Origin of the sequence: uncultured Martelella sp., assembly GCF_963677965.2 — a bacterium.
GTDB lineage: Bacteria > Pseudomonadota > Alphaproteobacteria > Rhizobiales > Rhizobiaceae > Martelella > Martelella mangrovi.
The window spans coordinates 1132186-1159073 of the sequence record NZ_CAXXFM010000001.1 but is presented as its reverse complement, the minus strand read 5'-3'; the positions used below and the strand labels follow the sequence as shown (position 1 = coordinate 1159073).

24 protein-coding genes are annotated in these 26888 nt (G+C 62.1%); 12 read left to right on the top strand and 12 right to left on the bottom strand.

Features of this window, described 5'->3' with window-relative positions:
- The first annotated feature begins 33 nt into the window (after positions 1-33).
- From ACHZCU_RS05555 to ACHZCU_RS05535, 5 genes are all read left to right on the top strand, one after another.
- Positions 34-561, top strand: coding sequence for a hypothetical protein (locus ACHZCU_RS05555; RefSeq protein ID WP_319517990.1), 528 nt, complete (start codon positions 34-36; stop codon positions 559-561).
- Between the two features lie 10 nt (positions 562-571).
- Positions 572-1084, top strand: a complete 513-nt coding sequence (locus tag ACHZCU_RS05550) for a hypothetical protein (RefSeq protein ID WP_319517989.1) — start codon at positions 572-574, stop codon at positions 1082-1084.
- A 66-nt stretch (positions 1085-1150) separates the two neighbouring features.
- Positions 1151-2419: a tRNA (N(6)-L-threonylcarbamoyladenosine(37)-C(2))-methylthiotransferase MtaB gene (gene mtaB / locus ACHZCU_RS05545; RefSeq protein ID WP_319517988.1), complete on the top strand. Its 1269-nt coding sequence runs from the start codon at positions 1151-1153 to the stop codon at positions 2417-2419.
- A gap of 89 nt (positions 2420-2508) precedes the next feature.
- A complete protein-coding gene (ftsY, locus tag ACHZCU_RS05540; protein WP_319517987.1) occupies positions 2509-3870 on the top strand; it encodes a signal recognition particle-docking protein FtsY in 1362 nt (453 codons plus the stop codon).
- A gap of 99 nt (positions 3871-3969) precedes the next feature.
- Entirely contained in the window at positions 3970-4620 is a 651-nt protein-coding gene (locus ACHZCU_RS05535) for a septation protein A (protein WP_319517986.1), read from the top strand.
- A 111-nt stretch (positions 4621-4731) separates the two neighbouring features.
- On the opposite strand, the gene ACHZCU_RS05530 is transcribed toward ACHZCU_RS05535, so the two are convergent.
- From ACHZCU_RS05530 to ccmA, 5 genes are read right to left on the bottom strand one after another with little or no spacing between them, the layout of a single operon-like run.
- Positions 4732-5334 (bottom strand): DsbE family thiol:disulfide interchange protein, encoded by a 603-nt coding sequence (locus ACHZCU_RS05530; RefSeq protein WP_319517985.1) that lies wholly within the window; start codon positions 5332-5334, stop codon positions 4732-4734.
- A complete protein-coding gene (gene ccmD / locus ACHZCU_RS05525; protein ID WP_319517984.1) occupies positions 5331-5489 on the bottom strand; it encodes a heme exporter protein CcmD in 159 nt (52 codons plus the stop codon). The genes ACHZCU_RS05530 and ccmD overlap by 4 nt, the downstream gene beginning before the upstream one ends.
- Complete coding sequence (locus tag ACHZCU_RS05520; protein WP_319517983.1) at positions 5489-6274, bottom strand: heme ABC transporter permease; 786 nt, start codon at positions 6272-6274, stop codon at positions 5489-5491. Before ACHZCU_RS05520 ends, ccmD begins: the two co-directional genes overlap by 1 nt.
- Before the next feature lie 38 nt (positions 6275-6312).
- On the bottom strand, positions 6313-6972 hold the full coding sequence (gene ccmB, locus ACHZCU_RS05515; protein ID WP_319517982.1) for a heme exporter protein CcmB: 660 nt from the start codon (positions 6970-6972) through the stop codon (positions 6313-6315).
- A 3-nt stretch (positions 6973-6975) separates the two neighbouring features.
- Complete coding sequence (ccmA, locus tag ACHZCU_RS05510; protein ID WP_319519747.1) at positions 6976-7635, bottom strand: heme ABC exporter ATP-binding protein CcmA; 660 nt, start codon at positions 7633-7635, stop codon at positions 6976-6978.
- A 285-nt stretch (positions 7636-7920) separates the two neighbouring features.
- On the opposite strand from ccmA, the gene acnA reads away from it, so the two are divergent.
- From acnA to fdhD, 4 genes are all read left to right on the top strand, one after another.
- Entirely contained in the window at positions 7921-10614 is a 2694-nt protein-coding gene (gene acnA, locus ACHZCU_RS05505; protein WP_319517981.1) for an aconitate hydratase AcnA, read from the top strand.
- Between the two features lie 259 nt (positions 10615-10873).
- A complete protein-coding gene (locus tag ACHZCU_RS05500) occupies positions 10874-11926 on the top strand; it encodes a 3-carboxy-cis,cis-muconate cycloisomerase (protein ID WP_106308498.1) in 1053 nt (350 codons plus the stop codon).
- Between the two features lie 178 nt (positions 11927-12104).
- On the top strand, positions 12105-13502 hold the full coding sequence (locus tag ACHZCU_RS05495) for a PLP-dependent aminotransferase family protein (protein ID WP_319517980.1): 1398 nt from the start codon (positions 12105-12107) through the stop codon (positions 13500-13502).
- Positions 13495-14310 (top strand): formate dehydrogenase accessory sulfurtransferase FdhD, encoded by an 816-nt coding sequence (gene fdhD, locus ACHZCU_RS05490; protein ID WP_319517979.1) that lies wholly within the window; start codon positions 13495-13497, stop codon positions 14308-14310. Before ACHZCU_RS05495 ends, fdhD begins: the two co-directional genes overlap by 8 nt.
- Before the next feature lie 266 nt (positions 14311-14576).
- On the opposite strand, the gene ACHZCU_RS05485 is transcribed toward fdhD, so the two are convergent.
- The gene (locus tag ACHZCU_RS05485; RefSeq protein WP_319517978.1) at positions 14577-15677 is read right to left on the bottom strand and encodes a glycerol dehydrogenase; all 1101 of its coding nucleotides are present in this window, start codon (positions 15675-15677) and stop codon (positions 14577-14579) included.
- A 320-nt stretch (positions 15678-15997) separates the two neighbouring features.
- Here ACHZCU_RS05485 and ACHZCU_RS05480 point away from each other — a divergent pair, with 320 nt between their 5' ends.
- On the top strand, positions 15998-16573 hold the full coding sequence (locus tag ACHZCU_RS05480) for a nucleotidyltransferase family protein (protein ID WP_319517977.1): 576 nt from the start codon (positions 15998-16000) through the stop codon (positions 16571-16573).
- A 134-nt stretch (positions 16574-16707) separates the two neighbouring features.
- Positions 16708-17763: a lysine-2,3-aminomutase-like protein gene (locus ACHZCU_RS05475; RefSeq protein WP_319517976.1), complete on the top strand. Its 1056-nt coding sequence runs from the start codon at positions 16708-16710 to the stop codon at positions 17761-17763.
- Here the strand turns inward: ACHZCU_RS05475 and ACHZCU_RS05470 are convergent.
- Together ACHZCU_RS05470 and ACHZCU_RS05465 are read right to left on the bottom strand one after the other, a co-directional pair.
- Positions 17745-18647 carry a BadF/BadG/BcrA/BcrD ATPase family protein gene (locus ACHZCU_RS05470; protein ID WP_319517975.1) on the bottom strand — a complete coding sequence of 301 codons (903 nt, stop codon included), beginning with the start codon at positions 18645-18647 and terminating at the stop codon, positions 17745-17747. The genes ACHZCU_RS05475 and ACHZCU_RS05470 overlap by 19 nt on opposite strands.
- 10 nt (positions 18648-18657) lie before the next feature.
- Positions 18658-19707: a biotin/lipoate A/B protein ligase family protein gene (locus ACHZCU_RS05465; RefSeq protein ID WP_319517974.1), complete on the bottom strand. Its 1050-nt coding sequence runs from the start codon at positions 19705-19707 to the stop codon at positions 18658-18660.
- A 166-nt stretch (positions 19708-19873) separates the two neighbouring features.
- Here ACHZCU_RS05465 and ACHZCU_RS05460 point away from each other — a divergent pair, with 166 nt between their 5' ends.
- Complete coding sequence (locus ACHZCU_RS05460) at positions 19874-21358, top strand: pyruvate kinase (protein WP_319517973.1); 1485 nt, start codon at positions 19874-19876, stop codon at positions 21356-21358.
- A 6-nt stretch (positions 21359-21364) separates the two neighbouring features.
- Here the strand turns inward: ACHZCU_RS05460 and prpB are convergent, their stop codons facing one another.
- The 4 genes from prpB to ACHZCU_RS05440 form a co-directional block, all read right to left on the bottom strand.
- Positions 21365-22282: a methylisocitrate lyase gene (prpB, locus tag ACHZCU_RS05455; RefSeq protein ID WP_319517972.1), complete on the bottom strand. Its 918-nt coding sequence runs from the start codon at positions 22280-22282 to the stop codon at positions 21365-21367.
- Positions 22283-22295: 13 nt separating this feature from the next.
- Positions 22296-23438 (bottom strand): 2-methylcitrate synthase, encoded by a 1143-nt coding sequence (gene prpC, locus ACHZCU_RS05450; RefSeq protein ID WP_319517971.1) that lies wholly within the window; start codon positions 23436-23438, stop codon positions 22296-22298.
- A gap of 66 nt (positions 23439-23504) precedes the next feature.
- Positions 23505-25016 (bottom strand): MmgE/PrpD family protein, encoded by a 1512-nt coding sequence (locus ACHZCU_RS05445; protein ID WP_319517970.1) that lies wholly within the window; start codon positions 25014-25016, stop codon positions 23505-23507.
- Positions 25017-25172: 156 nt separating this feature from the next.
- Positions 25173-26504: a sugar porter family MFS transporter gene (locus tag ACHZCU_RS05440; protein WP_319517969.1), complete on the bottom strand. Its 1332-nt coding sequence runs from the start codon at positions 26502-26504 to the stop codon at positions 25173-25175.
- Positions 26505-26888 lie beyond the last annotated feature (384 nt).

Genomic DNA, 26888 nt, shown 5'->3' with positions numbered 1-26888 from the left:
TGGCTGTGTGTTGACCTTTGCAGGGAGAAACCAGTGGCATCGTCACCGCAAAGCGAAGGTTTGAGCCGAAAGGGCTGGTGGCATCGCCGGGTCGTGACGCCTGCCTGCCGGTTTTATGCCGATCCGCCCGATGCCCTGAACGCGTTCTTCTGGATCGATTTCGTCCTGCCGGCCGGCTTTTACCTTCTGGTCTACAGCACATTGTCTTCCGTCGGCTTTTTTGTGCGGCTCTTTTTAGTGCAGCCCTCCGATCAGAACAGGGTGCTTGTCGTCACCATGGTCGTCAACCTGATACTCAAGCTGCTGCTGTTTATCGGGATTCAGGGCGGCAATCTTTATGCTGCAAGGCATTTCAGCAATTATCGCACGCTGTTTATCGCAATCTTCGTGCTGAATTTCATTGCTCTTCCCACCCGGGCGCCGGCTTTCATCCCTGCGCTTTTCAGCATCGTGCCGGTATGGTCCAACCTTTTGCATGACGGGTTTTTCCTGGCGCGGACCGGCGCGTTTTCCCCTGTGTCCCTGCTGGTGATGGCGTTGACCGGCGGGCCGGTTTTGTGAGGCGATGATTTTGGCAAGCCCTTCGGAACGTCTTGGTGAAGCATTGAAGCGGCGCTATCGTCGGTTTCGTGGCGATCACGCCACGCTGGCCGATGCCCTTGTCGCGGCATTGCGCATGCGCGATCCGGCCCTGAAGGCGTTTTTCTGGATCAATTTCATCCTGCCGGCGGTCTATGTGCTCTATATCAGCCAGCTTGGTTCCTGGAGCCAGTCCGCCGTCATCGCGCCGTTCAGACAGGGGCTCGCAGATGGCACGTTTACATTTCCCGAGCTCTACGCCGATCCCGCACGCGCTTTCATGATCTCCTGGTTCCCGTTGGAGCTGATGCTGCTGTCATTTCTTGTTCTGCAGGTCCTCAATCTGCGCTGCATGAAGCTGTTTCCCGATCGCAAACGGCTGTTCCGGCTTGTCCTTGCGGGCAATTTTCTGGCGCCCCTTGTCGGCAGTATCGGCATTCTCCCGGTGTTGCCGCGCCTTCCCTTCGACCTTGCCACATATGCCGTTCACTTATGGCTCCCGTAACATCAGGGTCTTTCAATTTACGGCCGGTTGCGCCATATAGCGGGCAACCGGACAAGACGACCAGCGATGACCATCAAGACCCTGACATTCGGCTGCAGGCTGAACACCTATGAGAGCGAAGTCATGCTCAAGGCCGCTGAGGAAGCGGGGCTTGGCGATGCCGTTCTGGTGAATACCTGCGCGGTGACCGGCGAGGCCGTGCGCCAGGCGCGGCAGGCAATCCGCAGGGCACGGCGCGAAAACCCCGATGCCCGCATTGTCGTTACCGGCTGCGCGGCGCAGACGGAGCGGCAGACCTTCGCCAATATGGCCGAAGTCGATGCGGTTTTGGGCAATGCCGAAAAGCTGGAAACGGAGAGCTACCGGGCCTTGCCGGATTTCGGCGTTTCGGCGGAAGAAAAGCTGATCGTCAACGACATCATGAGCGTGACCGAAACCGCGCCGCAGATGGTCGAAAGCATTGACGGCCATGTGCGCGCGTTCTTGCAGGTGCAGAACGGCTGCGACCACCGCTGCACCTTCTGCATCATTCCCTATGGCCGCGGCAATTCCCGTTCCGTGCCGATGGGCGCTGTGGTCGAACAGGCCCGCACGCTTGCGGCAAGGGGCTATCGCGAGATGGTGCTGACCGGTGTCGACGCCACATCCTATGGCGCGGACCTTCCCGGCGAACCGACCCTCGGGCTTCTGGCAAAGACGCTCCTGAAACACGTGCCGGAGATTGCACGCCTCAGATTGTCCTCCATCGACAGTATCGAGGTCGACCGCCATCTCCTCGACCTTCTGGCCGACGAGCCGCGTTTCATGCCGCATCTGCATCTCTCGCTCCAGCACGGCGACAACCTGATCCTGAAGCGGATGAAGCGGCGGCATCTGCGCGATGATGCGCTCGCCTTCATCCGGCAGGCCCGCGATCTTCGCCCCGGCATCGCCTTCGGCGCCGATTTCATCGCCGGTTTTCCGACCGAAACGGATGCGCATTTTGAAAACATGGTGCGCTTTGCCGAGGAAGCGGACATCGCCCGGCTTCATGTCTTCCCTTACAGCCCGCGTCCCGGCACACCGGCAGCGCGCATGCCGCAGCTCGACCGGGCCGTGGTGAAGGCGCGGGCAAAACGCCTGCGCGAAACCGGCGAGGCACTCAGAATACGCCATCTCGACCGGATGGTCGGCACCACCCAGACCGTGCTGACGGAACGCGGCGAAAACGGCCATGCGGAAAATTTTGCGCCTGTGGCAACGCCGGGGCTTGAGCCCGGCTTGTTCGTCACCGCCCGCATTACCGGTCACGACGGTTCCCGGCTTGAGGCGGAATTTGCGGGACACGCTGTCTGATATCCGATCTTCGACGTCTGGCGCGTTGACAAGGCGCGGTGACGCACGGGATAAAGAACCGCAAACGGCAAGAACAGGAAATTATTCCCATGGCCCTCGGCTTCATGAAAAACGTCTTCACCTTCGGCAAAAAGGACGCGCCGAAGGATGAGCAGACCGTCCTGCCGGAAGACGAGACCGAGGCGCCCGAAGCCGCAACGCCGGAACCGGAAGCGCCTGCCGAAACCGTCACCGAGGTCGAAAGCGCGGACCCGTGGGACGATGACAGCATTGTCGGCGGTGTTGTCGGTCCATCGCAGAGTGAACCGGAAGAGCCCGCGACCCCGGAAGAGCCTGCCGCCGAAACCCCGACCGCGCCCGAGGCTCCGCCCGCGGTTGAGGAGCCTGCGGTGGACGAACCAGCTGCCGAAGCATTGCCGGAAGCGGAACAACAACCTGACCCTGCCGCACCGAAAAATCGTGGCTTCGAAATCACCAGCGGCGCAAAGCCGGAAGCCGTACCGTCGCAGCCGGCCAAACGGCTCTCCTGGTTCCAGCGGCTGAAGGCCGGTCTGTTTCGCACTTCGCAGCAGCTTTCCGGTCAGATCGCAGCCCTGTTCACCAAGCGCAAGCTCGATGAGGAAGCGCTGGAAGAACTGGAAGACCTGCTGATCCAGGCCGATCTCGGCGTTGAAACCGCCATGCGCATCACCGATACGCTGTCATCGGAACGCTATGGCCGCGATGTGACCGGCACGGATGTCTCCCGGATCATGGCGGGCGAGATCACCAAGGTGCTGGGCCCTGTGGCAAAGCCGCTGGCGCTCGATCTTTCGAAAAAGCCGCATGTCATTCTCGTGGTCGGCGTCAACGGTACCGGCAAGACCACCACCATCGGCAAGCTTGCCGCCAAGCTGACGGGCGCGGGCCTGAAGGTGACGCTGGGGGCCGGCGACACATTCCGCGCCGCTGCCATCGAACAGCTGAAGATCTGGGCCGACCGCACCGGGGCCGATTTCGTCGGCACGAAACTGGGGGCAGATGCCGCCGGCCTTGCCTATGACGCCTTCAAACGCGGTCAGGAAAACGGCTCCGACGTCGTCATCATCGACACGGCGGGCCGGTTGCAGAACAAGGCAGAACTGATGGACGAACTGGCCAAGATCGTTCGCGTGCTCGGCAAGCTCGATCCCGACGCGCCGCATACCGTGTTGCAGACGCTCGATGCCACCACCGGCCAGAACGCCATGAACCAGGTGGAAATCTTCCGCAATATCGCCGGCGTCTCCGGCCTTGTGATGACCAAGCTCGACGGTACGGCGCGCGGCGGCATTCTGGTGGCGATTGCCGCCAAACACAAATTGCCGGTCTATTTCATCGGCGTCGGCGAGGGGATCGACGATCTCGAACCGTTCGAGGCGGAAGAATTTGCCCAGGCGATTGCCGGAACCACGGAAGAAGAACAGGCCTGATGGGCGGTTGCGCCCGTAAAATAGCCGTTATTGGGGTTGAAGGAACGCCGCCCCCATATGATATGAGCCGACGATCCCACGCACAAGAAACGACAGGTCATGAGCGAACCCACCGAAAAACTGACGACCGAACAGAAGGAAGAACCTTTCCTGAAGCTTGTCTTCGAGCTTGGTCCGTTGCTGATCTTCTTCTTTGCCAATCTGCGCGGCGAATGGCTGATGAGGACATTTCCGGTGCTCGCACCCATCGGCTCGCCGCTTCTGGTGGCAACCGCACTGTTCATGGCGGCCACAGTGATTTCGCTGATCGCCTCGCGCATCGTCATGGGCAATATTCCGATCATGCCGCTGGTCTCCGGCGTCGTGGTGATGGTGTTCGGCGCGCTGTCGATCTGGCTGCAGGACGAGACCTTCATCAAGATGAAGCCGACCATCGTCAACGGCTTGTTCGCCGCCGTGCTGCTCGGCGGACTTCTCTTCGGCCGTTCGCTGCTCGGCTATGTGTTTCATTCCGCCTTCAAGCTCGATGACGAGGGCTGGCGCAAGCTGACGCTCAGATGGGGCCTGTTTTTCGTGTTTCTGGCGATCCTGAACGAGGTTGTCTGGCGCAATTTCTCCGCCGATGCCTGGGTCAATTTCAAGGTCTGGGCCACCATGCCGATCACCATTGCCTTCACGCTGGCCCAGATGCCGCTGATCATGCGCCATTCCACCGAACCGCTCGGCGAGGAAAAGAAGGACGAGGGGTAAGCGGGTTTCGGCTTCGCTGTATCTGCGGTCGTTTTGCCGGCACGTTTCCAAACCACCGTCATCCCGGCCTTGAGCCGGGGTGACGGCAGAGCATGTGTTGCGGTCTGTGTCTCAGTTCATCAGCCGCGAGGCCGGGCCGATGGTGCGGTTGATGACCGGCAGGATGTCCTTTGCATAGGATGCGGGGTCGATCGGGCCGACCTTCTTGAAGATGATCGTGCCGTCGGGTCCGACCACGAAGGTTTCGGGCACGCCATAGACGCCCCAGTCGATGACGGCCGCGCCGCGCTTGTCGACTCCGATGGCGGAATAGGGATTGCCGAGTTCGCCAAGAAACCGCAGGGCGTTGTCGGGATTGTCCTTGTAGTTGATGCCGACGACGTTGACGTCGGGGTTTTCGGAAAGCTCCATCAGGAACGGATGCTCCTGCCGGCAGGGCACACACCACGACGCGAACACGTTGACGAGGGTGAACTTGCCCGCGATTTCCGCGCTGGTGAGCGCCGGGCGATTGCTGCCCTCAAGCGGCGGCAGGTTGAGTGCGGGCGCCTGTTTTCCGATCAGCACGGAGGGAATTTCCGAAGGATCGCGGCCAAACAGGATCTGCCAGCCGAAAACGGCGAACAGGGCGGCAACCACGATCAGCGGCAGGGCCGCCATCAGGGTGCGGCGCTTTCCCGAGCCCCGTTTTTCGTCGCCGTCATCGCTCATCATCGTTTTCCCGCGCTGCGCCGTCTGGCGCCGGCCTTTTCGAAGGCGGCAAGTTCGCGTTTGCGGGCGCGTCCATCCAGCATCAGCCAGGCGACGAGGCCGGCAAAGACCAGTGCCGTTGCGCCATAGGCTGCGGAAATGAAGAAGGTGTGGCTCATCATTGCGTCCTCGGCTCGCGCCGTGCGACCGGCGCTTCGGCCCGGCTGGCGGCCACCCGGCGCATGGCGGCAACGCGGCGGCGGTAGATTTCGTTACGCATGGCAACAAGATGCATGGTGAAGAAGGCAAAAGTATAGGCGAGCGCCATGACCGCCAGCGGCCACAGGAAAACCGGATCGATGGTCGGGCCGTCGAGGCGGATCACGCTTGCCGGCTGATGCAGCGTGTTCCACCAGTCGACGGAAAACTTGATGATCGGGATGTTGACGACGCCGACGAGAATCAGGATCGCCGAAAGCCGTGCGGCGCGCTGCGGCTCATCCACCGCCCGGTTGAGCGCGATGATGCCGAGATACATCAGGAACAGGATGAACACCGAGGTCAGCCGCGCATCCCACACCCACCACGCGCCCCACATCGGCTTGCCCCAGAGCGAGCCGGTCAGAAGCGCCAGAAAGGTAAATGCCGCGCCAATGGGGGCTGCGGCCTTGTGGGCGACATCGGCCAGCGGATGACGCCAGACCAGCGTGCCGAGCGCTGCCACCGCCATCACCATGTAGCACATCATCGCAAGCCAGGCCGCCGGCACATGAATATACATGATGCGCACCGTATTGCCCTGCTGGTAATCGGCTTCGGAGGTAAAGGCGAGACAGAGGCCGACGACAAACAGCACCAGCGTGATTGCGATCATGAACGGCAGGATGCGGCCGACAAGGGAAAGAAACCGGGTCGGGTTTGCAAGCCCCGCAATCATGCCCACCTTTGGCTTCATCTCATTCATCGCAGCAATCCATCCCTGTTGCTCCTATCGGGTTTCGCTCAATCGTCACCCTGACGCAAGGCCAGGCTGGCGGCAAGCGGCCCGACAACGGCAAAAAAAAGCGTGAGCGCGACGAGGATCAGGAAAGGCGGCAGAAACGCCTCGATTTCCGAGGTCGCCGCATAGCTGGCCCCCACGCCGAAAATCAGAACGGGGATCGACAGCGGCAGGATCAGGATCGGCACCAGCAGTCCGCCGCGCGGCAGCGAAACCGCGATTGCCGCACCCGCAGCCCCGATAAAGGTGATGGCGGGCGAGCCGGCAAGCAGCGTGACGAAGGATGCGCCAAGGCCGGAAAGGCCGACATTCATCAAAAGGCCCATGACCGGCGAAAGAATGACGAGCGGCAGCACATAGGCGGTCCAGTGCGCCAGGCATTTGACGAGAACGATCAGCGCCAGCGGTTCGTCCTGCATCTTCAGAAGGTCGAGCGAACCGTCATCGCGCTCGCTGCGAAACAGCCGGTCGAGGCCGATCAGCGTCGACAGCAGCACTGCAATCCAGACCATGGCCGGGCCGATTCGCGCGAGCAGCGCCAGGTCCGGACCGACGCCGAAGGGCACGGTTGCAACCACGCAGAGGAAGAACAGCAATCCGACCAGCGCGCCGCCTCCGGCGCGTACGGACAGAACCAGATCGCGAAGGAAAAGCGCGCCCATGGCTTAAAAATCCTCCGCCAGAAACGGGTCGGCGCCGATATGCCGAGGCCCGGAAAATTCAAGCACCTGCTGATTGGCAAGGCCGAGCGGCTCATGGGTTGCGGCAATCACGATGCCGCCTTCGCCGAGATGTGCGTTCATCAGCGTGGTCAGGGTCTTTCTGGCGGCCGAGTCGAGGGCGGCGGTCGGCTCATCCAGCAGCCAGACCGGCCGGTGAGCCACCAGAAGGCGGGCAAAGGCGATTCGCCGTTTCTGGCCGGCCGAGAGATAGCCGAAGGGCAGGTCGAGCGTGCCGGAAAGCCCGATCGCCTCGGCGGCCTCGGCGATATCACGCCCCGTACCACCGGCAAAATCGCCCATCATCTTCTGCCAGAAGGCGAGGTTTTCACGTGCCGTCAGTTCCGGTTTCATGGCGTTCTGGTGGGCGAGATAATGGGCGGCAGGGGCAAGCGGCCGGCCTTCCGCATCATCACTGTCGAAAAACAGCGCCGTGCCGCCGGTCGGCCCGACCAGCCCCAAAAGCGCGCGCAGCGCCGTTGATTTGCCTGCGCCGTTCGCCCCGGTGAAGACTATGCTCTCGCCGGCGCGCAGCGAAACCGCGAGATTACTGAAGATCAGCATGTCGCCCCGGCTTACCGAAAGGCCTGCCGCCTCGATGCGCAATGCCATCATTACCCCTTCGGCGAAGGCCGCCGGACCCCGTAACTTGTCGGTTGATAAAAAAAATTTAAATTTCAACCATTGTTTATCTGGCACCTTTCTTAGAAATTATCTATACAATGCGCAACCACGCCAGCGGCCGGCGTGAAACACATCCTTGTGCCGAACCTGGGGCATTATGTCCCGCGTGCGGACAGCGGAAATGGTCGCACCCGCATCCTGATGTCGTAAGTACATAGGCGTTCGCACGGCTGGTTGAGGCCAATCAGAATGAGCGGGGTTTTATCCGTGGCTAAATCACTCGACAGTTTTGAATGTCGTTCCACACTCGATGTGGACGGAAAAGAGTATGTTTACTTCAGCCTGCCCAAGGCCGAAGCAAACGGGCTTGCAGGCGTTTCGAAGCTTCCTTTCTCCATGAAGGTGCTTCTGGAAAACCTTCTTCGCAACGAAGATGGCCGCTCGGTCACCAAAGACGACATTATCGCTGTCGCCAAGTGGCTCAACGACAAGGGCACCGCGGGTGCTGAAATCGCATATCGTCCGGCCCGCGTGCTGATGCAGGACTTCACCGGCGTTCCCGCCGTTGTCGACCTTGCGGCCATGCGTGACGGCATCGTCAATCTCGGCGGCGACCCGGAAAAGATCAATCCGCTGGTTCCCGTCGACCTCGTCATCGACCACTCGGTCATTGTTGACGAATTCGGCACGCCGCAGGCTTTCGCGCACAATGTCGAATATGAATACAAGCGCAATGGCGAGCGCTACCGCTTCCTGAAATGGGGCCAGCAGGCGTTCAAGAACTTCCGCGTTGTTCCCCCCGGCACCGGCATCTGTCATCAGGTGAACCTCGAATATCTTGGCCAGGCTGTCTGGACCAAGGAAGAAGACGGCTCCGAAATCGCCTATCCCGACACCTGCGTCGGCACCGACAGCCACACCACCATGATCAACGGTCTCGGCGTTCTCGGCTGGGGCGTTGGCGGTATCGAGGCCGAAGCGGCGATGCTCGGCCAGCCGGTCTCCATGCTGCTGCCGGAAGTCATCGGCTTCAAGCTGACCGGCGAGCTGAAGGAAGGTGTCACCGCGACCGACCTCGTGCTCACCGTCGTGCAGATGCTGCGCAAGAAGGGCGTTGTCTCCAAGTTCGTCGAATTCTACGGCCACGGCCTCGATTCGATGACGCTCGCCGACCGCGCCACCATCGGCAATATGGGCCCGGAATACGGCGCCACCTGCGGCTTCTTCCCCGTCGATGGCGAGACGCTGCGCTACCTCGACATGTCGGGCCGCACCAAGGACCGTATCGCGCTGGTTGAAGCCTACACCAAGGCACAGGGCATGTTCCGCGAAGGCGATGGCGACGAGCTTGTTTTCACCGACACGCTGGAACTCGACCTCGGCGATGTCGTGCCGTCGATGGCCGGTCCGAAGCGTCCGGAAGGCCGCATCGCGCTCGAAAACATTGCCTCCGGTTTTTCCGATGCGATGGTCAACATGTACAACAAGGAAGAGGGTGACCTCGGCAAGCGTTACGCCGTCGAGGGCACGGATTACGACCTCGGCCACGGCGATGTCGCCATTGCCGCGATCACGTCGTGCACCAACACCTCCAACCCGTCCGTGCTGATCGCCGCCGGTCTTCTGGCCCGCAACGCCGTTGCCAAGGGTCTGAAGACCAAGCCGTGGGTCAAGACCTCGCTGGCGCCCGGATCCCAGGTCGTTGCCGAATATCTGGAAAAGGCCGGTCTTCAGGACGATCTCGATGCGCTCGGCTTCAACCTTGTCGGTTTCGGCTGCACCACCTGCATCGGCAATTCCGGTCCGCTGCCGGGCCCGGTCTCCAAGACCATCAACGACAAGGGCCTGATTGCCGCCGGCGTTCTCTCCGGTAACCGTAACTTCGAAGGCCGCATTTCGCCGGATGTTCAGGCCAACTACCTGGCCTCTCCGCCGCTGGTCGTTGCCCATGCGCTGGCCGGCACGGTGACCAAGGACCTGACCACCGAGCCGCTCGGCGAGGACAAGGACGGCAACCCGGTCTACCTCAAGGACATCTGGCCGTCGGCCAAGGAAGTCCAGGAGACGATCGAGAAATACGTCACCCGCGAGCTTTACGAAAGCAAATATGCCGACGTGTTCAAGGGCGACGAGAACTGGCAGGCGGTTCAGATTCCCGATGGCCAGACCTATGCTTGGGACGACAACTCGACCTATGTCCAGAACCCGCCCTATTTCGTCGGCATGGGCAAGACGCCAACGGCCGTTTCCGATATCAAGGATGCCCGCATCCTCGGTCTGTTCGGCGACAAAATCACCACCGACCACATTTCTCCGGCCGGTTCGATCAAGGCGCAGTCGCCTGCCGGTGAATATCTGATGGGTCACGATGTGGCGGTTGCCGACTTCAACCAGTACGGCACGCGGCGCGGCAATCACGAAGTGATGATGCGCGGCACCTTCGCCAATATCCGCATCCGCAATCACATGCTCGGCCCGAACGGCAAGGAAGGTGGCTACACCATCCACTATCCGTCCAAGGAAGAGATGTCGATTTTCGACGCGGCGATGGAATACCGCAAGGAAGGCGTTCCGCTGGTCATCTTCGCCGGCGGCGAATACGGCAACGGCTCCTCGCGTGACTGGGCGGCCAAGGGCACCAACCTCTTGGGCGTGCGCGCCGTGATTGCCGAAAGCTACGAGCGTATCCACCGCTCGAACCTGGTCGGCATGGGCGTCATCCCGTTCACCTTCGAAGACGGTGCAAGCTGGGAAAGCCTCGGCCTGAAGGGCGACGAAACCGTCACCATCGAAGGCCTCGCCGATATCAAGCCGCGCGAAAAGAAGGTTGCCAAGGTGACCTTCGCCGACGGTACGGTGAAGGACGTTCCGATCCTGTGCCGCATCGACACGCTCGACGAGCTCACCTACGTCAACAATGGCGGCATCCTGCAGACCGTTCTGCGCGATCTGGCCGCCTGACAAGGCGCGCATCATTGATGTGAAATTTGAAGCCGGGCGGTGAAAATCGCCCGGTTTTTTGTGCCCGGTCCACCTCGGGCGCGGCTGCGATTTTCCTGTTCTTTGACGGGTGGAGACCGGGAAAACCGGGCCGGGCTCTTGCACTCGGCTTTCCATTGTCGCAAGGTGAGGCAGTTCGAGTATGCCGGTTTCCCGGTATTCGTGTCGGCCGGGAGGGGCGATGTCTTCCCGCGCTGTCGGTAGCAAGTGATCACAATCCATGAGTTATTCTGCTTTTGATCATCCTGTGCTTTCGGGTCTGGTTGGCGACGATGAGGTTGCCGCCTTCTTTTCGCTCGATGCCGAAATCAGGGCGATGCTGGCCTTCGAGGCCGCGCTTGCAGAGGCCGAGGCCCGCGCCGGTGTCATTCCAGAAGCGGCGGCCGAGCGCATCGGCGCTGTCTGCGCCACGTTTTCACCCGACATTGCCGCATTGAAGAAGGCGACCGGGCGCGACGGCATCGTGGTGCCGGACCTCGTGCGCCAGTTGCGCGCGGAAGTCGGGCCGGACGCGGCTGATTATGTCCATTTCGGCGCCACCAGTCAGGATGTCATCGATACCTCGCTGATGATGCGGCTTTCGGATGTTTCGACCCTGCTGATCGACCGGCTGGACCATCTGTTCCAGCGCATGGATACGCTCGAATCGCGCTTTGGCCAGAACGCGCTGATGGGGCGCACCCGCATGCAGCCAGCCATGCCGATCACCGTGTCGGATCGCCTGCGTGCCTGGCGCGAGCCGGTGCTTTATCTGCGGCAGTTCCTGCTGCGTGTCGACAGTCAGTTGTTCGCGGTCCAGTTCGGCGGCGCTGTCGGAACCCTGCACCGCCTGCCGGAGCAGGCCGTCGAGGTCAGGGCAATGCTTGCCGATCTTCTCGGCCTGATCGATGCGCCGCAATGGCAGAACCAGCGCAATGTTCTGGCTGAATTCGCTTCGGCCATGTCCCAGATTACCGGCAGCCTCGGCAAGTTCGGCCTCGATATCGCGCTTCTGGCCGAAATGGGCGAGGAAATCGAGCTTTCCGGCGGTGGCGAATCTTCCGATATCGAGGGAAAACGCAATCCGGTAACAGCGGAAGTGCTGGTGTCGCTGTCCCGCTTCAATGCGGCGCAGCTTTCGGCCATGCATCTGGCACTGGTGCATGAACAGGAGCGCTCAGGTGCGGCTTGGACGCTTGAATGGCTGACCCTGCCGCAGATGGTGGCTGCTGCTGCCGCCTCGCTCAAACTGGCCGACTGGCTGTGCACCAAGATCACCCGCCTCGGGACCTGATTCCGGCGTTGATAGTGTCTTGACCAATTGCACTGATTTGAGGGTGCTATGGTCCTTGATCCTTCGGTTGCCACCGGTAAGGACCACACGGGATTCAACGGCTTGTATGAAAACCTGTCCGGCGCGCAAACCGCTGGCAGACTATTGTCAATTGATATGATTTGCCGCACGATGGGACATGACCAAATGGCGTCCCAATCCCAGGCTGATCAAACGACCGGCCTATCTTTCCCTTGCCGAGCAGATCGCCGGCGCCATCCGTGATGGCCTGCTGGTCGACGGCATGCGTTTGCCGCCGCAACGCGAGATGGCGGCCGATCTGAAAATCTCCGTCCAGACCGTCAGCCGTGCCTATGAGGAACTCTCCAGAAGGGGGCTGGTGGTTGGCGAAGTCGGGCGCGGGTCCTATGTCAAATCGGTGTCGACTGCGCCGGAACGCCCGCATCTGAGCGAAGGCGCGTCCGGTGTCGTCGATCTCTCGATCCTGAAACCGGTCTGCGAAAGTCGCAGTCTCGGCCGGTTTCGCAACGCCTTCGCCGAACTTGGCAGTTCCATGCCGCCGGATATGGCCTTTTCGATGATCCCGAATGCGCTGTTCCGGCGCTATCGCATGGCCGGCGTCAACTGGCTTGCGGCCTGCGGGCTGAAAGTGCCGCATCACGGTATCACGGTGACCAATGGGTCCAGCGATGCGATGACGGCAGCCTTCATGAGTGTCGCCCCGCCGGGCGCGGCGCTGGCGGCGGAAGACCTGACCCACCCGATGGTCAGGCCGCTCAGCAGCTATCTCGGCATTGACCTCGAGCCGGTCGCTGTCGATGCCGACGGGCTGTTGCCGTCTGCGCTGGAGGCGCTGGCCGCCCGCAAGCGGCTGCGGGCGATCTTCCTGCAGCCCTCGGCCGCCGGTCCGCGTGGAACGCTGATGAGTGCGCCGCGCAGACGCGCGATTGCGGCGATTGCCCGCAGATATGATCTTGCGATCATCGAAAACGATGTGCTGGGACCGCTGGTGGAAAACCGGCCGCCGCCGGTCGCCGCCTTCGCGCCGGAACGCACGCTTTATATCACCGATCTTTCCAAGAACACGATCCCGGGTCTGAGATGCGGGTTTCTGGTCGCGCCCGACCGGTTCGCGGCCGCCGTTTCCAATCGTTACCTTGCCGCCAACTGGATCGCGACGCCTGTGATGGCGGAAATCGCCAGCCGCTGGATTGTCGACGGCACGGCGATGGAGCTGGTCAACTGGCAGCGCATGGCGTTGAAGCGCCGCCGGGCGATTGCCGAAAAGGAACTTGCGGGTGTTGCCTGCGCCATCACCCCCGGTGCGCTGCATGTCTGGATTCCGCTGCCGGGCGGGATCAACGAGACAGCCTTTGTCGATCGCGCCCGCCACCGCGGCGTGGCGGTTGCCGCGGGCAATTCGTTCCGCTCAGGCCGGGAACCCACCGCGCCTGCCATTCGGGTTGCGCTCGCCGCCTCGTCGGAAATCGAGCTTTCATCATCGCTGGCGCTGATTGCCGCCATGCTGGAAGAAGGGGAGCGCAAGTCGCGCCCGGCGGTGGCCGGCAATGGCTGAGGGGGTGCCGCCAGCCGTGCTTGCGCGCCGGCCGCTGTTTGCCGTCGGCAGCCGGAAGACCGCCGGCAGCCCACCCGCACTTGCCGCCGAAACGGCCGTGGCAATGAGCTATGGCGGTTCGTCCCATGCGGTACTGATGGCCACACCCGCCGACCTTGTCGACTTTGCCTATGGTTTCAGCCTTACAGAGGGCATCATCCGGCATCCGGACGAAATTTTGTCGGTCGAGATCGTTGCCTTCGAGACCGGAATTGACCTGCAGATCGCGCTTGCGGAGGATCGCTCGGCCGAACTGGCGGCAAGACGCCGCTCCATGGCCGGTCCCGTCGGCTGTGGTCTGTGCGGGCTGGAAGGTATCGAAGCCGCCATGCGACCGGTTCCATCGGTCGAAGATGATCGGTTTTCAATGACCGCCGACGACATCGACCGGGCAATGACCGCCCTTTCCGGTCTCCAGCCGCTGTTTGCCGAAACCCGCGCCGTGCACGGTGCGGGCTTTTATCGTCCGGACAAGGGCATGACGGCGGTGCGTGAGGATGTCGGCCGCCATAATGCGCTCGACAAGCTCATCGGCGCGCTGGCCCGTGAGCAGATGGCTGCCCGGCGCGGCGCCTTTGTCGTCACCAGCCGGCTTTCCGTCGAAATGGTGCAGAAGGCGGCGATTGCCGGTGCCCCGGTGCTGATCGCGGTTTCACAGCCGACGGCCCTTGCGGTCGAGACGGCGGAAAAAGCCGGTATCACGCTGGTTGCAAGCGCACGCGGCGACGGATTTTCGGTATTCACCCATGGCGCACGCATCAAGTCTTGACGACCGGGCGTAGAACCCGGCCGTTCAGACTGCTGACAAAGCTCGTCCCTCGTTCTTTCGTCATACCGGCCTTGAGCCGGTATCCAGGGCCGCTTGTTGTGTGCTTTCAGAAAGAGTCTTTGCGCGCAAGGACTTGGCCCTTACTAGATTCCGGCTCAAGGCCGGAATGACGGCGGGGGTGTAGGCGAAGCTGTGATTGCTTACAGGGTTTGTCAAAGAACTTGACGGCCGGGTGTAGAACCCGGCCGTTTTCCGTTTGACGTGTCTTACGCGGCGAGCTGTTTTGCCTTGCGGGCCCGTCCTTCGGCGTCAGCGGCCCTGATGGCGGCAACCACGTCCTTGGGCGTAACCGAACCGGGCACATTGCCCATCGTATCGGCCGGGTCGCAGGCCAGTTTTGCCACTTCGAGCAACTGCTCGTCCGTTGCATCGCCGATGCCGATATCGGCAAGCGTCATCGGCAGGCCGATCGCTTCGCAGAAGCCATAGACGGCATTGACGATTTCGCGCGGGCGTTTGGTCAGCATCAACAGCGACTGGGTGCCGATCGCGACCTTTTCGCCATGCCAGTAGCCGTGCGTACCTTCAAGCGCGGTCAGGCCATTGTGGATCGCATGGGCGCCGGAAAGCCCGCCGCTTTCAAAACCGAGACCGGACAGCAGCGTATTGGCCTCCACGATCCGCTCGAATTCCGGTGTCACGATCTTCTGAGAGGCCGCCGCCTTGGCCGCCGCGCCATCGGCAAGCAGCGTGTCGAAACACATGCGGGCCAGACCATAGGCCGTCATCGAGCCGACGCGGCCGGTCATGTTGGCGCTGCCGGTCTGTTTGCAGTCTTCCGCCTCGAACCAGGTCGAAAGCGCATCGCCCATGCCGGCGACGAAAAGGCGGACCGGCGCGCCGACCACCAGTGTGGTATCGACCAGCACCACATCCGGGTTTTTCGGCAGCACCAGATAGCGTTTGAACGCCCCTTCGGCGGTATAGATCACCGAAAGCGCGCTGCAGGGCGCATCTGTCGAGGCCAGCGTCGGCACGATCACCACCGGCAGGCCGGCGGCGTGGGCGACGGCCTTGGCGGTGTCGAGCGCCTTGCCGCCGCCGATCCCGGCAATGACATTGGCCCCTTCCGCGGCCACGCGCTTGCCAATGCGTTCGATTTCCTCATCCGAGCATTCGCCGTTGAACGCCTCCACGGCGATTTTCGCCTTGTCGTCGGTCTTGACGGTATCGCGCACCAGCGCCATCACGCCCTTGTCGACGATCGCAAATGCGAAATTGCCGAGACGGGCGATTTCCGTAGTGAGCTGGCTGATTGCATCGGACCCCTGGACATAACGTCCGGGAAAAATGGTTGTTGAGATCATTGTGAGCCTCCAATCTTTGCCGCAAAAAAAGCTGCGGGCAGGATGATCGGACGCGCCGACGGGCGCTGCCGGTCACACCTTAATGAAAGGTCCGGAATGCGGCCTTTTCAAGGGGTATGTGCGGGAATTTGTGTTTTTATTTCAATTGCTTTTTGGTCATTTTACAGCGGCGCAAAGCCACCTTGATCGCCGTCATTTTCCCGGCAATGTAAGATCAGGAAAAATCGCTTTCGCAGGACTTGTGCACTTGCAATCGTCAGATTTTATGCCGATTTTTTAAAGGCCGGCTCCGGGGTATCCGGGCCTTTAAGAGGATATCTATGGACGACCACTGTGCGCTGCTTGTGTCCGCCTTGACCGCAAGCCCGCTGATTTCACCCATTCTGGAAAATTTCGACCGTATCGGCCTGCCTGATTGCTGGCTGGTGGCCGGCGCACTGGCGCAGACAGTGTGGAACCGGCGCTTCGGTTACGATCCGGGCCATGGCATCGCCGATATCGACATCGTCTATTTCGATCCTGGCGACCTTTCTGAACGCGGCGAGGCGCGGCAGGCCGCGCGGGTGCGGGCCTTGTTTGAAAGCGTGCCCGCATGGATCGACGTCAAGAATCAGGCGCGTGTTCATCTGTGGTACGCCGAGCGTTTCGGTTACGGGATCGAACCGTATGACAGCGTTTCCGACGCGATCACCACCTTTCCGGCGACGGCCACGTCGATCGGCATCAGGCCGGTTGCCGACGGCTGGCAATGGGATGCGCCCTTCGGCTTTGACGACCTGATGAGCGCCACGGTGCGGCCCAACAAGACACAGGCCTCGCGCGAAGTCTATGAGAATAAGGCGGAGCGCTGGCAGACGCTGTGGCCGGAACTGGATGTCATCGGCTGGGATGACTGAGGTTTCCTCCTCTGCCACGCCTGTCCTGCCTGCGGTTTCCGGCTGAGCATCGCACCCTTTGACTTGACCGGCGGATGGCGTAGAAGGCGGAGCGAAGGCCGGCTGCGGGCCGGAAAGCGGCAGAACGGGCAGAGATGACGAAGAATGGTGCGAAAGCGGTGGTGAATGCGCGCGGGCTGGTGGACCATGCCCTGGTGCGCCCCGAGGAGCATGCGCGTCTTCAGGCCGTGGAGGAGAATTTCCGCATCCGCATTCCCGCCCATGTGCTCGATGCGCTTGAAGGCGCAGAGGCGGGCGATCCGCTGCGCACCCAATATGTGCCCGATGCCCGCGAACTCGACCATCGCAACGACGAAAGCGAAGACCCGATCGGCGATCAGGTGTTCGAGCGCGAAAAGGGTATCACCCATCGCTATCCCGACCGCCTGCTCTTGAAACCCACCCATACATGTCAGGTCTATTGCCGCTTCTGTTTCCGCCGGGAGACGGTCGGCAGCCCCGACGCTGCGCTGGATCGTGCCGAGCTTGAAACCGCACTCGATTATATCCGCGCGCATGAGGAGATCTTCGAAGTCATCCTGTCGGGCGGCGATCCGCTGGTGCTGTCGGACCGGCGGCTTGCGGCGCTGATGGAAGCGCTCGGCGAGGTCGCCCATGTCGGCGTTATCCGTTTTCACACCCGCGCGCCGCTCGTCTCGCCGGAACGGATCACCGACGGGCTGATCACGGCACTGAAACGCGCGCAGAAAACCGTCAACATCGTCATCCACGTCAATCATGCCCGCGAACTGACGGATGCGGTGAAGGCAGGACTGGCGCGGCTGGCCGATAACGGCATCCCGCTTTTTTCTCAGACTGTCCTGCTGAAGGGCGTCAATGATGATGCAGAGACGCTAGCGGCCCTGTTTCGCGCGCTTTTGACCAACCGGGTCAAGCCCTACTATCTGCATCATCTCGATCACGCCAAGGGGGTCAGCCATTTCGCCGTGCCGATTGCGCGCGGTCAGGCGATCATGCGGGCGCTGCGCGGCCGGGTATCGGGGCTTTGCCTGCCGACCTATGTGCTCGATATTCCCGGCGGTCACGGCAAGGTGCCCATCGGACCGGTCTATCTGGACGAAGTGGAACCGGGAGACTATCGGGTCGAGGATTATCAGGGCGAAAGCCACGCTTATACCGACTGGCGCTGAAAGCCGGTGCGGGCCAGTTGCGCCGCGCCTTCTGCCGTATCAAGCGCGGGAAAAAGCGCCGTGCCGGACAGGTTTTCGACAATCGTCCTGCCGATTGCGGGCGAAAGAGTCAGCACGCCGCCGGTAAAGGCCACGGGAAGGTTGCCCGCCCGCGCAATCATAATGTTGCCGAGCCGGGCCAGCTCGCGGCCGGCGTCGTTGAGCAGGCTTTGCGAAAACCGGTCTCCGGCGTCTGCGGCTTTTGCGACGGCCAGAGAAAGCGCACCGATCTTTCCCCGGTCGCCGCCATAGACGAGGCGCTTGATCACCGCCCAGTCATCGCTGCCGACCGCCTCGAAAAGCGTTGTGGCAAGTGGGGCCATATCGCCATAGGTGCCGTCTTCATCCAGCTTGCGGTAGAGCGCGCGCAGGGCGCAAAGCGCAATCCAGCCGCCCGAACCCGCATCGTCGATCATCAGCCCGCGCCCGCCAATGCGAAACCGCGTGCCGGACGCGTTGATATGGGTGGCGATTGCCCCGGTGCCGGCTGAAACCAGATGACCTTCGCCGGGCGCAAACAGCACGCGGGAAGCCAGTTCGATATCGTCAAGCAGGATCAGGCGGTCCGTTGCGATTCCGGTCGACGGGCCGATGATTGCGGAAATCGCGTCAAAAGCGCCCGGATCGTAGCCCGAAAGCCCGATTGCGGCGGCATGGATTGGCCCCGGCAGGCTTGCGCCAATGCGGGCAAATGCCGCTTCAAGCCGCGTTCGATCTTCGGGCGTTCCGAGAAGCGCGCTTGCGCCGGGTGCACTTCCGCGCCGAACCAGCGCCCCCGCCTCATCGACGACGGCAAAGCGGGAAGCCGTGCCGCCGATATCGCATCCGAGGAAGTGGCCGCGCATCGTGCTCGCCTTACGGGATCGAGGCCAGCCATTCGGGCGTTGCGAATTTCTCCGCCGCAAGCGTCTCGGCGGCCTTGTATTCCTCCGGCGTTACCGTGCCTTCCCGGCCGCCGTTCAGCTCCGTGAAGGTGGCCTTCATCCGGTCGATCACCGCGCGGCGGTCCAGACCAGTCTGGCTGCGCACGGGGTCGACGCGTTTGGCAGCACTCTTGGTGCCCTTGTCGGACAGTTTTTCGCGGCCGATCCTCAGCACCTGCATCATCTTCGCGGCATCCATGTCATAGGCCATGGTCACGTGATGCAGTACGGTGCCGCCGCCATAGCGCTTCTGCGCCGCGCCGCCGATCTTGCCCTTTGAGCTCGAAATGTCGTTGAGCGGCTTGTAGAAGGCATCAACGCCCAGATCATTCAGCGCCTTCAGCACCCAGCTGTCGAGAAAGGCGTAACTATCGGCAAAGCTCATGCCGTCGACCAGCTCGCCCGGCGCATAGAGCGAATAGGTGATCGCGGTGCCCGGCTCGACGAACATCGCGCCGCCGCCCGTCACCCGGCGCACGGTCTCGACGCCGAGCCGTTCGGTGGCTTCCAGATCGACCTCGTTTTTCAGCGACTGGAACGAACCGATGATGATCGCCGGCCGCTCCCATTCCCAGAAACGCAGCGTCGGCGCCCGCCGGCCTTCGGCAACGGCGCGGGCCAGAACATCGTCGATGGCCAGATGCATGGTCGGCGTCTCTCCGCCGGTATCGATGATTTCCCATTCGAAATCGCGCCAGGTCTTGGCCGCGCCGAGTGCCCGGCGCACGGCGATCGCGATCGATTCGACGCTGAAGCCGATGAGGGCCGCATCCGGCCGCAGTTTCGCTTTCAGCGCTGCGACCATGGTTTCCGCCGAACTGTCGGCAGGCAGGCCTTCCAGTGCCGCGCAGAGATCGGCAAGCGCCTCGGGCGGTTCGAGGAAGAAATCGCCGGCGATCTGCACATTGGTCAGCTTGTCGTCACGCACTTCGAGATCGGCCACCACCAGCTTGCCGCCGGGCACCTTGTATTCGCCATGCATCTGTTAGAACTCCTGCCTTGCCATTATCGGGTCCGGAAAACCGGTTGTCCCTTCCATAGCCTCGCCGGTCCGGTGCGCGCAAGCGAGGCATTGGCGGGCGGTGTCATGGAAAGGTCGTGAAAATCGGTCTATCTGATATCTGAGGCCGCAACGGGAGGAAGACGCGATGGTTGCCTTCGAGCATTTTGCCGAAATCGATGATGTCTGGGGGCTGACGGAACGGGTGGAAAGCCTTCGCGAACTGGTCACCAACGAGGCGCGCGCCATCCTGCAGGGCTTCGGGCCGGAGGTGGCATCACAGCCGGGCGTCGTCAACCTGGCGCATTATCTCGCGCTGCGCCACCACGATGTGCGCCCGCTCCAGCGTGCACTGATGCGCCATGGCCTGTCCTCGCTCGGGCGGCTGGAAAGCCGCGTCCTGCCCACGCTCGATGCCGTGCTCGTGGCTTTGGCCGCGCGTGCGGGCCGCCCAAGCGCCGTGCCGTTGCCGTCGGTGGAGGATTTTTTTGCCGGCGAAGAACGGCTTGAACAGGCAACCGATCTGATGTTCGGTCCGCCGCCGGTGCATCGGCGCAGCCGCATCATGGTCACGCTGGCCACGCAGGCGGCCGACGATCCCGCATTCGTCGCCGATCTTGTCCGCCGTGGCATGGATATCGCCCGTATCAACTGCGCCCATGACGGGCCGGAGGCCTGGCGGGCGATGGCAAACCATGTGCGCGCGGCAGGCGATGCCGCCGGCCGGCGGATTGCGGTGCTGATGGACATCGCCGGGCCGAAGATCCGCACCGAAAAGGTCGCGCTTGCCGAAAACAAGCTGAAGGCCAATGTCGGCGATCGTATTCGCCTGATTGCTTCGGGTGAGCCGTCTCTTACCGACGATATTCGCTTTTGCGTCAGCGTTTCGTTGCCGGAAATGGTGACCCGGCTCAAGGTTGGCGACCGGGTTTTGTATGATGACGGCAAGCTGCAGACCGTGGTGACGGAGGTCGCCGACGGCATGGCTGTTATCCGGGTCGAGCGGGCAAAGGCCAAGGGCGCACGGCTGAAACCGGAAAAGGGGCTGAACCTGCCCGATACCGCGCTCGGTCTTTCACCGCTGACGGCCAAGGATGAGGGCGACATTTCCACCGTGATCGAATGCGCCGACATGGTCGGTTATTCCTTCGTTTCGCGTCCCGAAGACCTCGATCTGCTGGATCGGGAACTGGGGGCAGGGGGCAATGCCAGTCCGGGGCTTGGCGTTGTGGCCAAGATCGAGCGGCCGGAGGCGGTGAAAAACCTGCCGGCCCTGATTGCGCGCGCCGCAGGCCGTCGCGAATTTGCCGTGATGATCGCCCGCGGCGACCTGGCCGCCGAAATCGGCTTCGAGCGACTGGCGGAAATGCAGGAGGAGATCCTGTGGATCTGCGAGGCGGCCGGCGTGCCGGTGATCTGGGCGACGCAGGTTCTCGAAAATCTGGTCAAGACCGGCGTTCCCTCGCGCGGCGAAATGACCGATGCGGCAATGGGCGTGCGCGCCGAATGCGTGATGCTGAACAAGGGCGATGCCGTCTGCGAGGGCGTTTCCACCCTCGACACGCTGCTCGCCCGCATGGACGAGCACATGTTCAAGAAGACCCCCGAATTAAGGGCGCTGAAGAGCTGGTAGCTCTGTCTATCCCTTGTCCAGCGTCGGCAGAACGGTGGCGACGATCGAGGCGTCGAGGGATTCGTAGGCCGCAAGGTCGATGGTCTCGTAAAGCTCGGCGCGGGTCTGCATGTCGTCCAGCATGGCCTTGGTGGAGCCGGTCTGTTTCAGCGTTGCATAAAGCCGCTCCTGCGCCTTGTTGGCGACCCGGAGCGAAGATACCGGGAAGATCACCATGCGGTAGCCCATCGCTTCGAACTCGGAGGCCGTCATATAGGGCGTGCGGCCGAATTCGGTCATGTTGGCCAGAAGCGGCACGCCCTCCATGCGGGCGGCGAATTCGCGGAACATGTCGACCGTATTCAGCGCTTCGGGGAAAATCGCATCGGCGCCGGCTTCCATGAACAGTTTTGCGCGCGCCACGGCGCCATCAATCCCCTCGCTGGCGGCCGCATCGGTGCGGGCGACGATGTAGAGGTGGCGGCGGGCTTTCGCGGCGGCGGCGATCTTGGCGGCCATGTCATGCGGATCGGCGAGCTTCTTGTCGTTGAGATGGCCGCATTTCTTCGGCAGCAACTGGTCTTCGATGTGCACGCCGGCCGCGCCTGCATCCTCGAAGGTGCGCACCATATGCATCACATTCAGCGCCTCGCCATAACCCGTATCGCCGTCGACCAGCAGCGGCAGGCCGCTGGCGCGGGCAATCTGGCGGATGAAGAAGGCGACCTCGTCGACCGTGATCATGCCGAGATCGGGAAGGCCCATGGAGGCCGTCATCGCCGCGCCGGAAAGGTAGAGCGCATCAAAGCCGGCCTTCTTTGCCTGCAATGCGGCCATGCCGTTGTGCACGCCGGGCATGGTAACGATGCCGCCCGCTTCCACCTGTCGGCGCAGGCGAAGCCCGGCGGGTTCTTGCGGAAGGTCTGCGGAAATCAGATAGGGCATGGGAGATATCCTGTCAGTTGCGGTCTGCCATCGGCACGAAGGGGCGATTGTCGGGGCCGATGTAATTGGCGGCAGGGCGGATGATCTTGCCGTCCTCGCGCTGTTCGATGATATGGGCCGCCCAGCCCGCCATGCGGGCAATCACGAACAGCGGCGTAAACATCGCCGTCGGCACGCCCATCATGTGGTAGGAGACGGCCGAGAACCAGTCGAGATTGGGAAACATGCTGCGCGCATCGGCCATGGTGGTCTCGATCTGGTCGGCGATTTCGAACATCTTCATCGCGCCGGCCTCTTCGGAGAGCTTGTGCGCGACCTCTTTGATCACCTTGTGGCGCGGGTCAGCGACCGTATAGACCGGATGGCCGAAGCCGATGATCACCTGTTTCTGTGCCACCCGCTCGCGGATATCGGCATCGGCCTCTTCCGGCGTGTCGTAGCGTTTCTGGATCTCGAAGGCGAATTCGTTGGCGCCGCCATGTTTCGGCCCGCGCAGCGCGCCGATCGCGCCGCAGACGGCGGAATAGAAATCGGTGCCGGTGCCGGTGATCGAGCGGGCGGTGAAGGTCGAGGCGTTGAATTCGTGCTCGGCATAGAGAATGAGCGAGGTATGCATCGCCCGGACATGGCTTTCGCCGGGCGACTTGCCGTGCAGCAGATGCAGGAAATGCCCGCCGATGGAGCTGTCATCGGTCTCCACATCGATCCGCCTGCCGTTATGGGAGAAGTGATACCAGTAGAGCAGCATCGAGCCGAGCGAGGCGATCAGCCGGTCGGCAATGTCGCGGGCACCCGCCTTGTTGTGGTCGTCAGCCTCCGGCAACACGCAGCCCAGCACCGAAGCGCCGGTGCGCATCACATCCATCGGATGGGTGGCGGCGGGCAGTTCCTCCAGCGCGCCGCGCACGGCTGCCGGCAGGCCGCGAAGTGCGGCAAGCTTTTCCTTGTAGGCGGCAAGGGCGGCCCCGGTCGGCAGCGTGCCATAGATCAGCAGATAGGCGATTTCCTCGAAGTCGCAGGTGTCGGCAATGTCGAGAATATCGTAGCCGCGATAATGCAGGTCGTTGCCGCTCTGGCCGACCGAACACAGCGCGGTATTGCCGGCGACAACGCCCGAAAGCGCCACGGATTTCTTCGGTTTCCTTGCGTCCGTCATGATCTCTCCTCCCGATCACGCGCCGCCCGTCCCGCCCTCCTCAAGGCCAGATAGGCGGCATCTGTCTCATCTCCAGTCGAATATGCCCGTCCTTGCCGGCGCACCCAGCCTGTCCGGCGACACGGTGAAATTCAGCCCGACAAGGTCGTCGGGCGCAAGCGACATCAGCCGCTCGACGGTTGCCAGGAACCGGTCCTGTTCGTCTGCCGCAATCACCCCGTCGGCCAGCATCCGGAACTTTTTCACATAGTCGGGCCGCGCAAACGGGCGGCTTCCCAGCGGATGGGCGTCGGCGACGGCCAGCTGATCCTCGATGATCCGGCCGTCCTCCATGGTGACGATCACATGGCCGCCGAAGGCCTTTTCCGCCGGGTCGTGGCTGTGATAGCGCCGTGTCCATTCCGGGTTTTCCGCCGTGGTGATCTTGTGCCACAGCGCCACGGTCTCGGGCCGTTTGGCGCGCTCCGGCGCATAGGAGCGCTCATGGTGCCAGCCGCCGTCCTCAAGCGCGACGGCGAAGATATACATGATCGAATGGTCGAGCGTTTCGCGGCTGGCGTCCGGGTCCATTTTCTGCGGGTCGTTGGCGCCGGTGCCGATCACATAATGGGTGTGGTGGCTGGTTTCGATCAGGATCGATTTCACCTTTGTGAGATCGCCGATCTTCGGGCCCATGCGGCGGGCAAGGTCGATCAGCGCCTGGCTTTGATATTCGGCCGAATGTTCCTTGGTGTAGGTGTCCATGATGGCACGCTTGGCCTCGCCCTTTTCCGGCAGCGGCACGATATATTCAGCGCCCGGGCCGGAGAGGAGGTAGGCGATAAAGCCGTCCTCGCCCTCCCAGGCCGGAGACGGTGCGCCTTCGCCGCGCATCACCCGGTCGACGGCCTCGACTGCCATCTTGCCAGCAAAGGCCGGGGCATAGGCCTTCCAGCTCGAAATCTCGCCCTTGCGCGATTGCCGCGTCGTGGTCGTCACATGCAGCGCCTGCTGCACGGCCTGATAGATGGTCTCTGTATCGAGCCCGAGCGCGGTGCCGATGCCGGCCGCCGCCGACGGACCCAGATGGGCGATATGGTCGATCTTGTGTTCGTGCAGGCAGATGCCCTTGACCAGATCGACCTGGATTTCATAGCCGGTGGCAATGCCGCGCACCAGGGCCTCGCCGGAAAGCCCGCAATGCTGGGCAACCGCCAGAACCGGGGGAATATTGTCGCCGGGGTGGGAATAGTCGGCGGCCAGAAACGTGTCGTGATAGTCGAGTTCGCGCACGGCCACGCCATTGGCCCAGGCCGCCCATTCCGGCGAAAACCGGGTGTCGGCGGCAAGGCCGAAGATCGTGGCGCCGGGCGAAAACGGATGGGCGGTTGCCTGCGCCCTTGCGCTGACGGCCGGACGGCGGGCGATGGAGGCGGCGGCCACGGCGGCATTGTCGATGATCCGGTTGCCGATCATCTCCACCACATCATCATCAAGCGCCACGGGATCGGCCGCAACGGTTGCGATCTTCCAGGCCAGCTGGTCTTCGCGTTTCAGGTTTTCCGATGATTTGTGGGTGCGCACCGTGTGCTCGTGCATGACATCTCCTCCCGCTTAATGCCACCGCCGTTTTGTTCCAATAGGCGTCAATTGTCCATTGGCGGCAATGCAGCCATTAGTCTTAGGCATTTTGGCGGTCTCACGCAAAACGGCCCGCTTGCGGCGGGCCGTTTATCATCGTGCGGTGCGGGCAGATCAGCCTGCGGCAACGGTGCGTTGCTCGATTTCCTCCAGCGTGACGCCCTTGGTCTCCGGCGCTACCGCAATGGCATAGAAAATGCCGATCACGCAGAAACCGGTGAAGATCGCGAAGGTCCCGACAATGCCGATGCCCGCCAGAAGCTCGGGGAAGAGCAGGGCGACGACGAAGTTGAAGAACCAGTTGGCGACAGAGGCCAGCGCCATGCCGCGCGGACGCAGCCTCAAGGGAAACAGCTCCGCCATGTAAAGCCACGGCAGCGGGCCGAGGCTGACGGCAAAGAAGGCGATGAAGGCGAAGATCCCGATCATTGCCAGATAAGGCGTCGCGGCGATGTTGATCATGGTTGCAACCGTCACCAGCGCCATGGCCGCGGATGTTCCGATAAAGCCCATGATCAGCAATTTGCGCCGTCCCATGGATTCAACGAGATACATGGCGACGACCGTCAGCGCGACATTGACAACGCCGATGCCGACGGTCGCCAGAAGATCGGTCGTGGTGCCGGAAAAGCCGGCATTCTTGAAAATTTCCGGGGCGTAATAAATGATCGCATTGATGCCGGAGAGCTGCTGAAGCACGAACACGATCATCGCGAAACTGGTAATCGGCAGAATGCCCTTTTTCAGAAATGTGCTCCAGGATGGCTTTGCTTCCTCGTCCTTCGCGCTTTCCTTGATTTCGGCGATGATCCCGTCAATCTCGGCGTCGGAGGATTCCGGCTGCAGTTTGGCGATGATGTCGCGTGCCTTGTCGGCGTTGGAATTCAGCGTCAGCCAGCGCGGGGTCTCCGGCGAAAGCAGAATGCCGACGAGGGCAATGATCGACGGGAAAACGCCGACGCCGATCATCCAGCGCCAGTCGCCGGAACCACCGAAGGCTGCATCCGACATGTAGGAGACCATGATGCCGATGGTGATCATCAGCTGGAAGGCGGAGACGATGGTGCCGCGAATGCGCGCCGGCGCCACTTCCGCCAGAAACATCGGGGCCGTCATGGCCGATGCGCCGATGCCGACGCCGATCAGAAGGCGCGCCAGCGTCAGGATGTACTGGTTGAAGGCAAGCGCCGAAATCAGCGAGCCGACCAGAAAGATCACGGCGCCGAGGATCAGCATCGGCTTTCGCCCGTAGCGATCGGTGGTGACCATGGCGACGATCGTGCCGCCAACCGCGCCGAGCGGAACGGCGGATGTGATCACCCCTTCCATGAAGGGCGTGATGGTGAAATCCTGTTTGATGAACGGCAATGCGCCGGAGATCACGCCCTGGTCAAAACCGAAGAGCATGCCGAACAGTGCCGCCACGATGACGATGGCGATAAGCATTGGTTTCCTCCGCATTCCAAAGGCGTTGCCGGGTTTCCGGGACGCCGTTCAGCTTTCTTCCTTCACCGAACCCTTATACCAAGAGTCAATGATTAGAACGCATATGACCGGAGCGATTTTGAAAGCCGGCTAGGCGAAAACCGCAGTCGTAGCCATAGCTACGGCGAGGATTTTCAACGACGCGGGCTTTCAAAAGCGCCCGGCCCTGAAAGGGTGCGGCTGGAATGGCCACCGAGGGCGTCAAAATCCTCGCGCGATGCTTGAGCATCGCTCTGCGGTATTTTCCTACTCGGACGACCATTCCAGCGCGCATCATATGAGTCCTAATCATTAACTCTTGGTATTAGTCTGTTTTTGTGAACGGTAGCTGAAAATTTTGCTTTT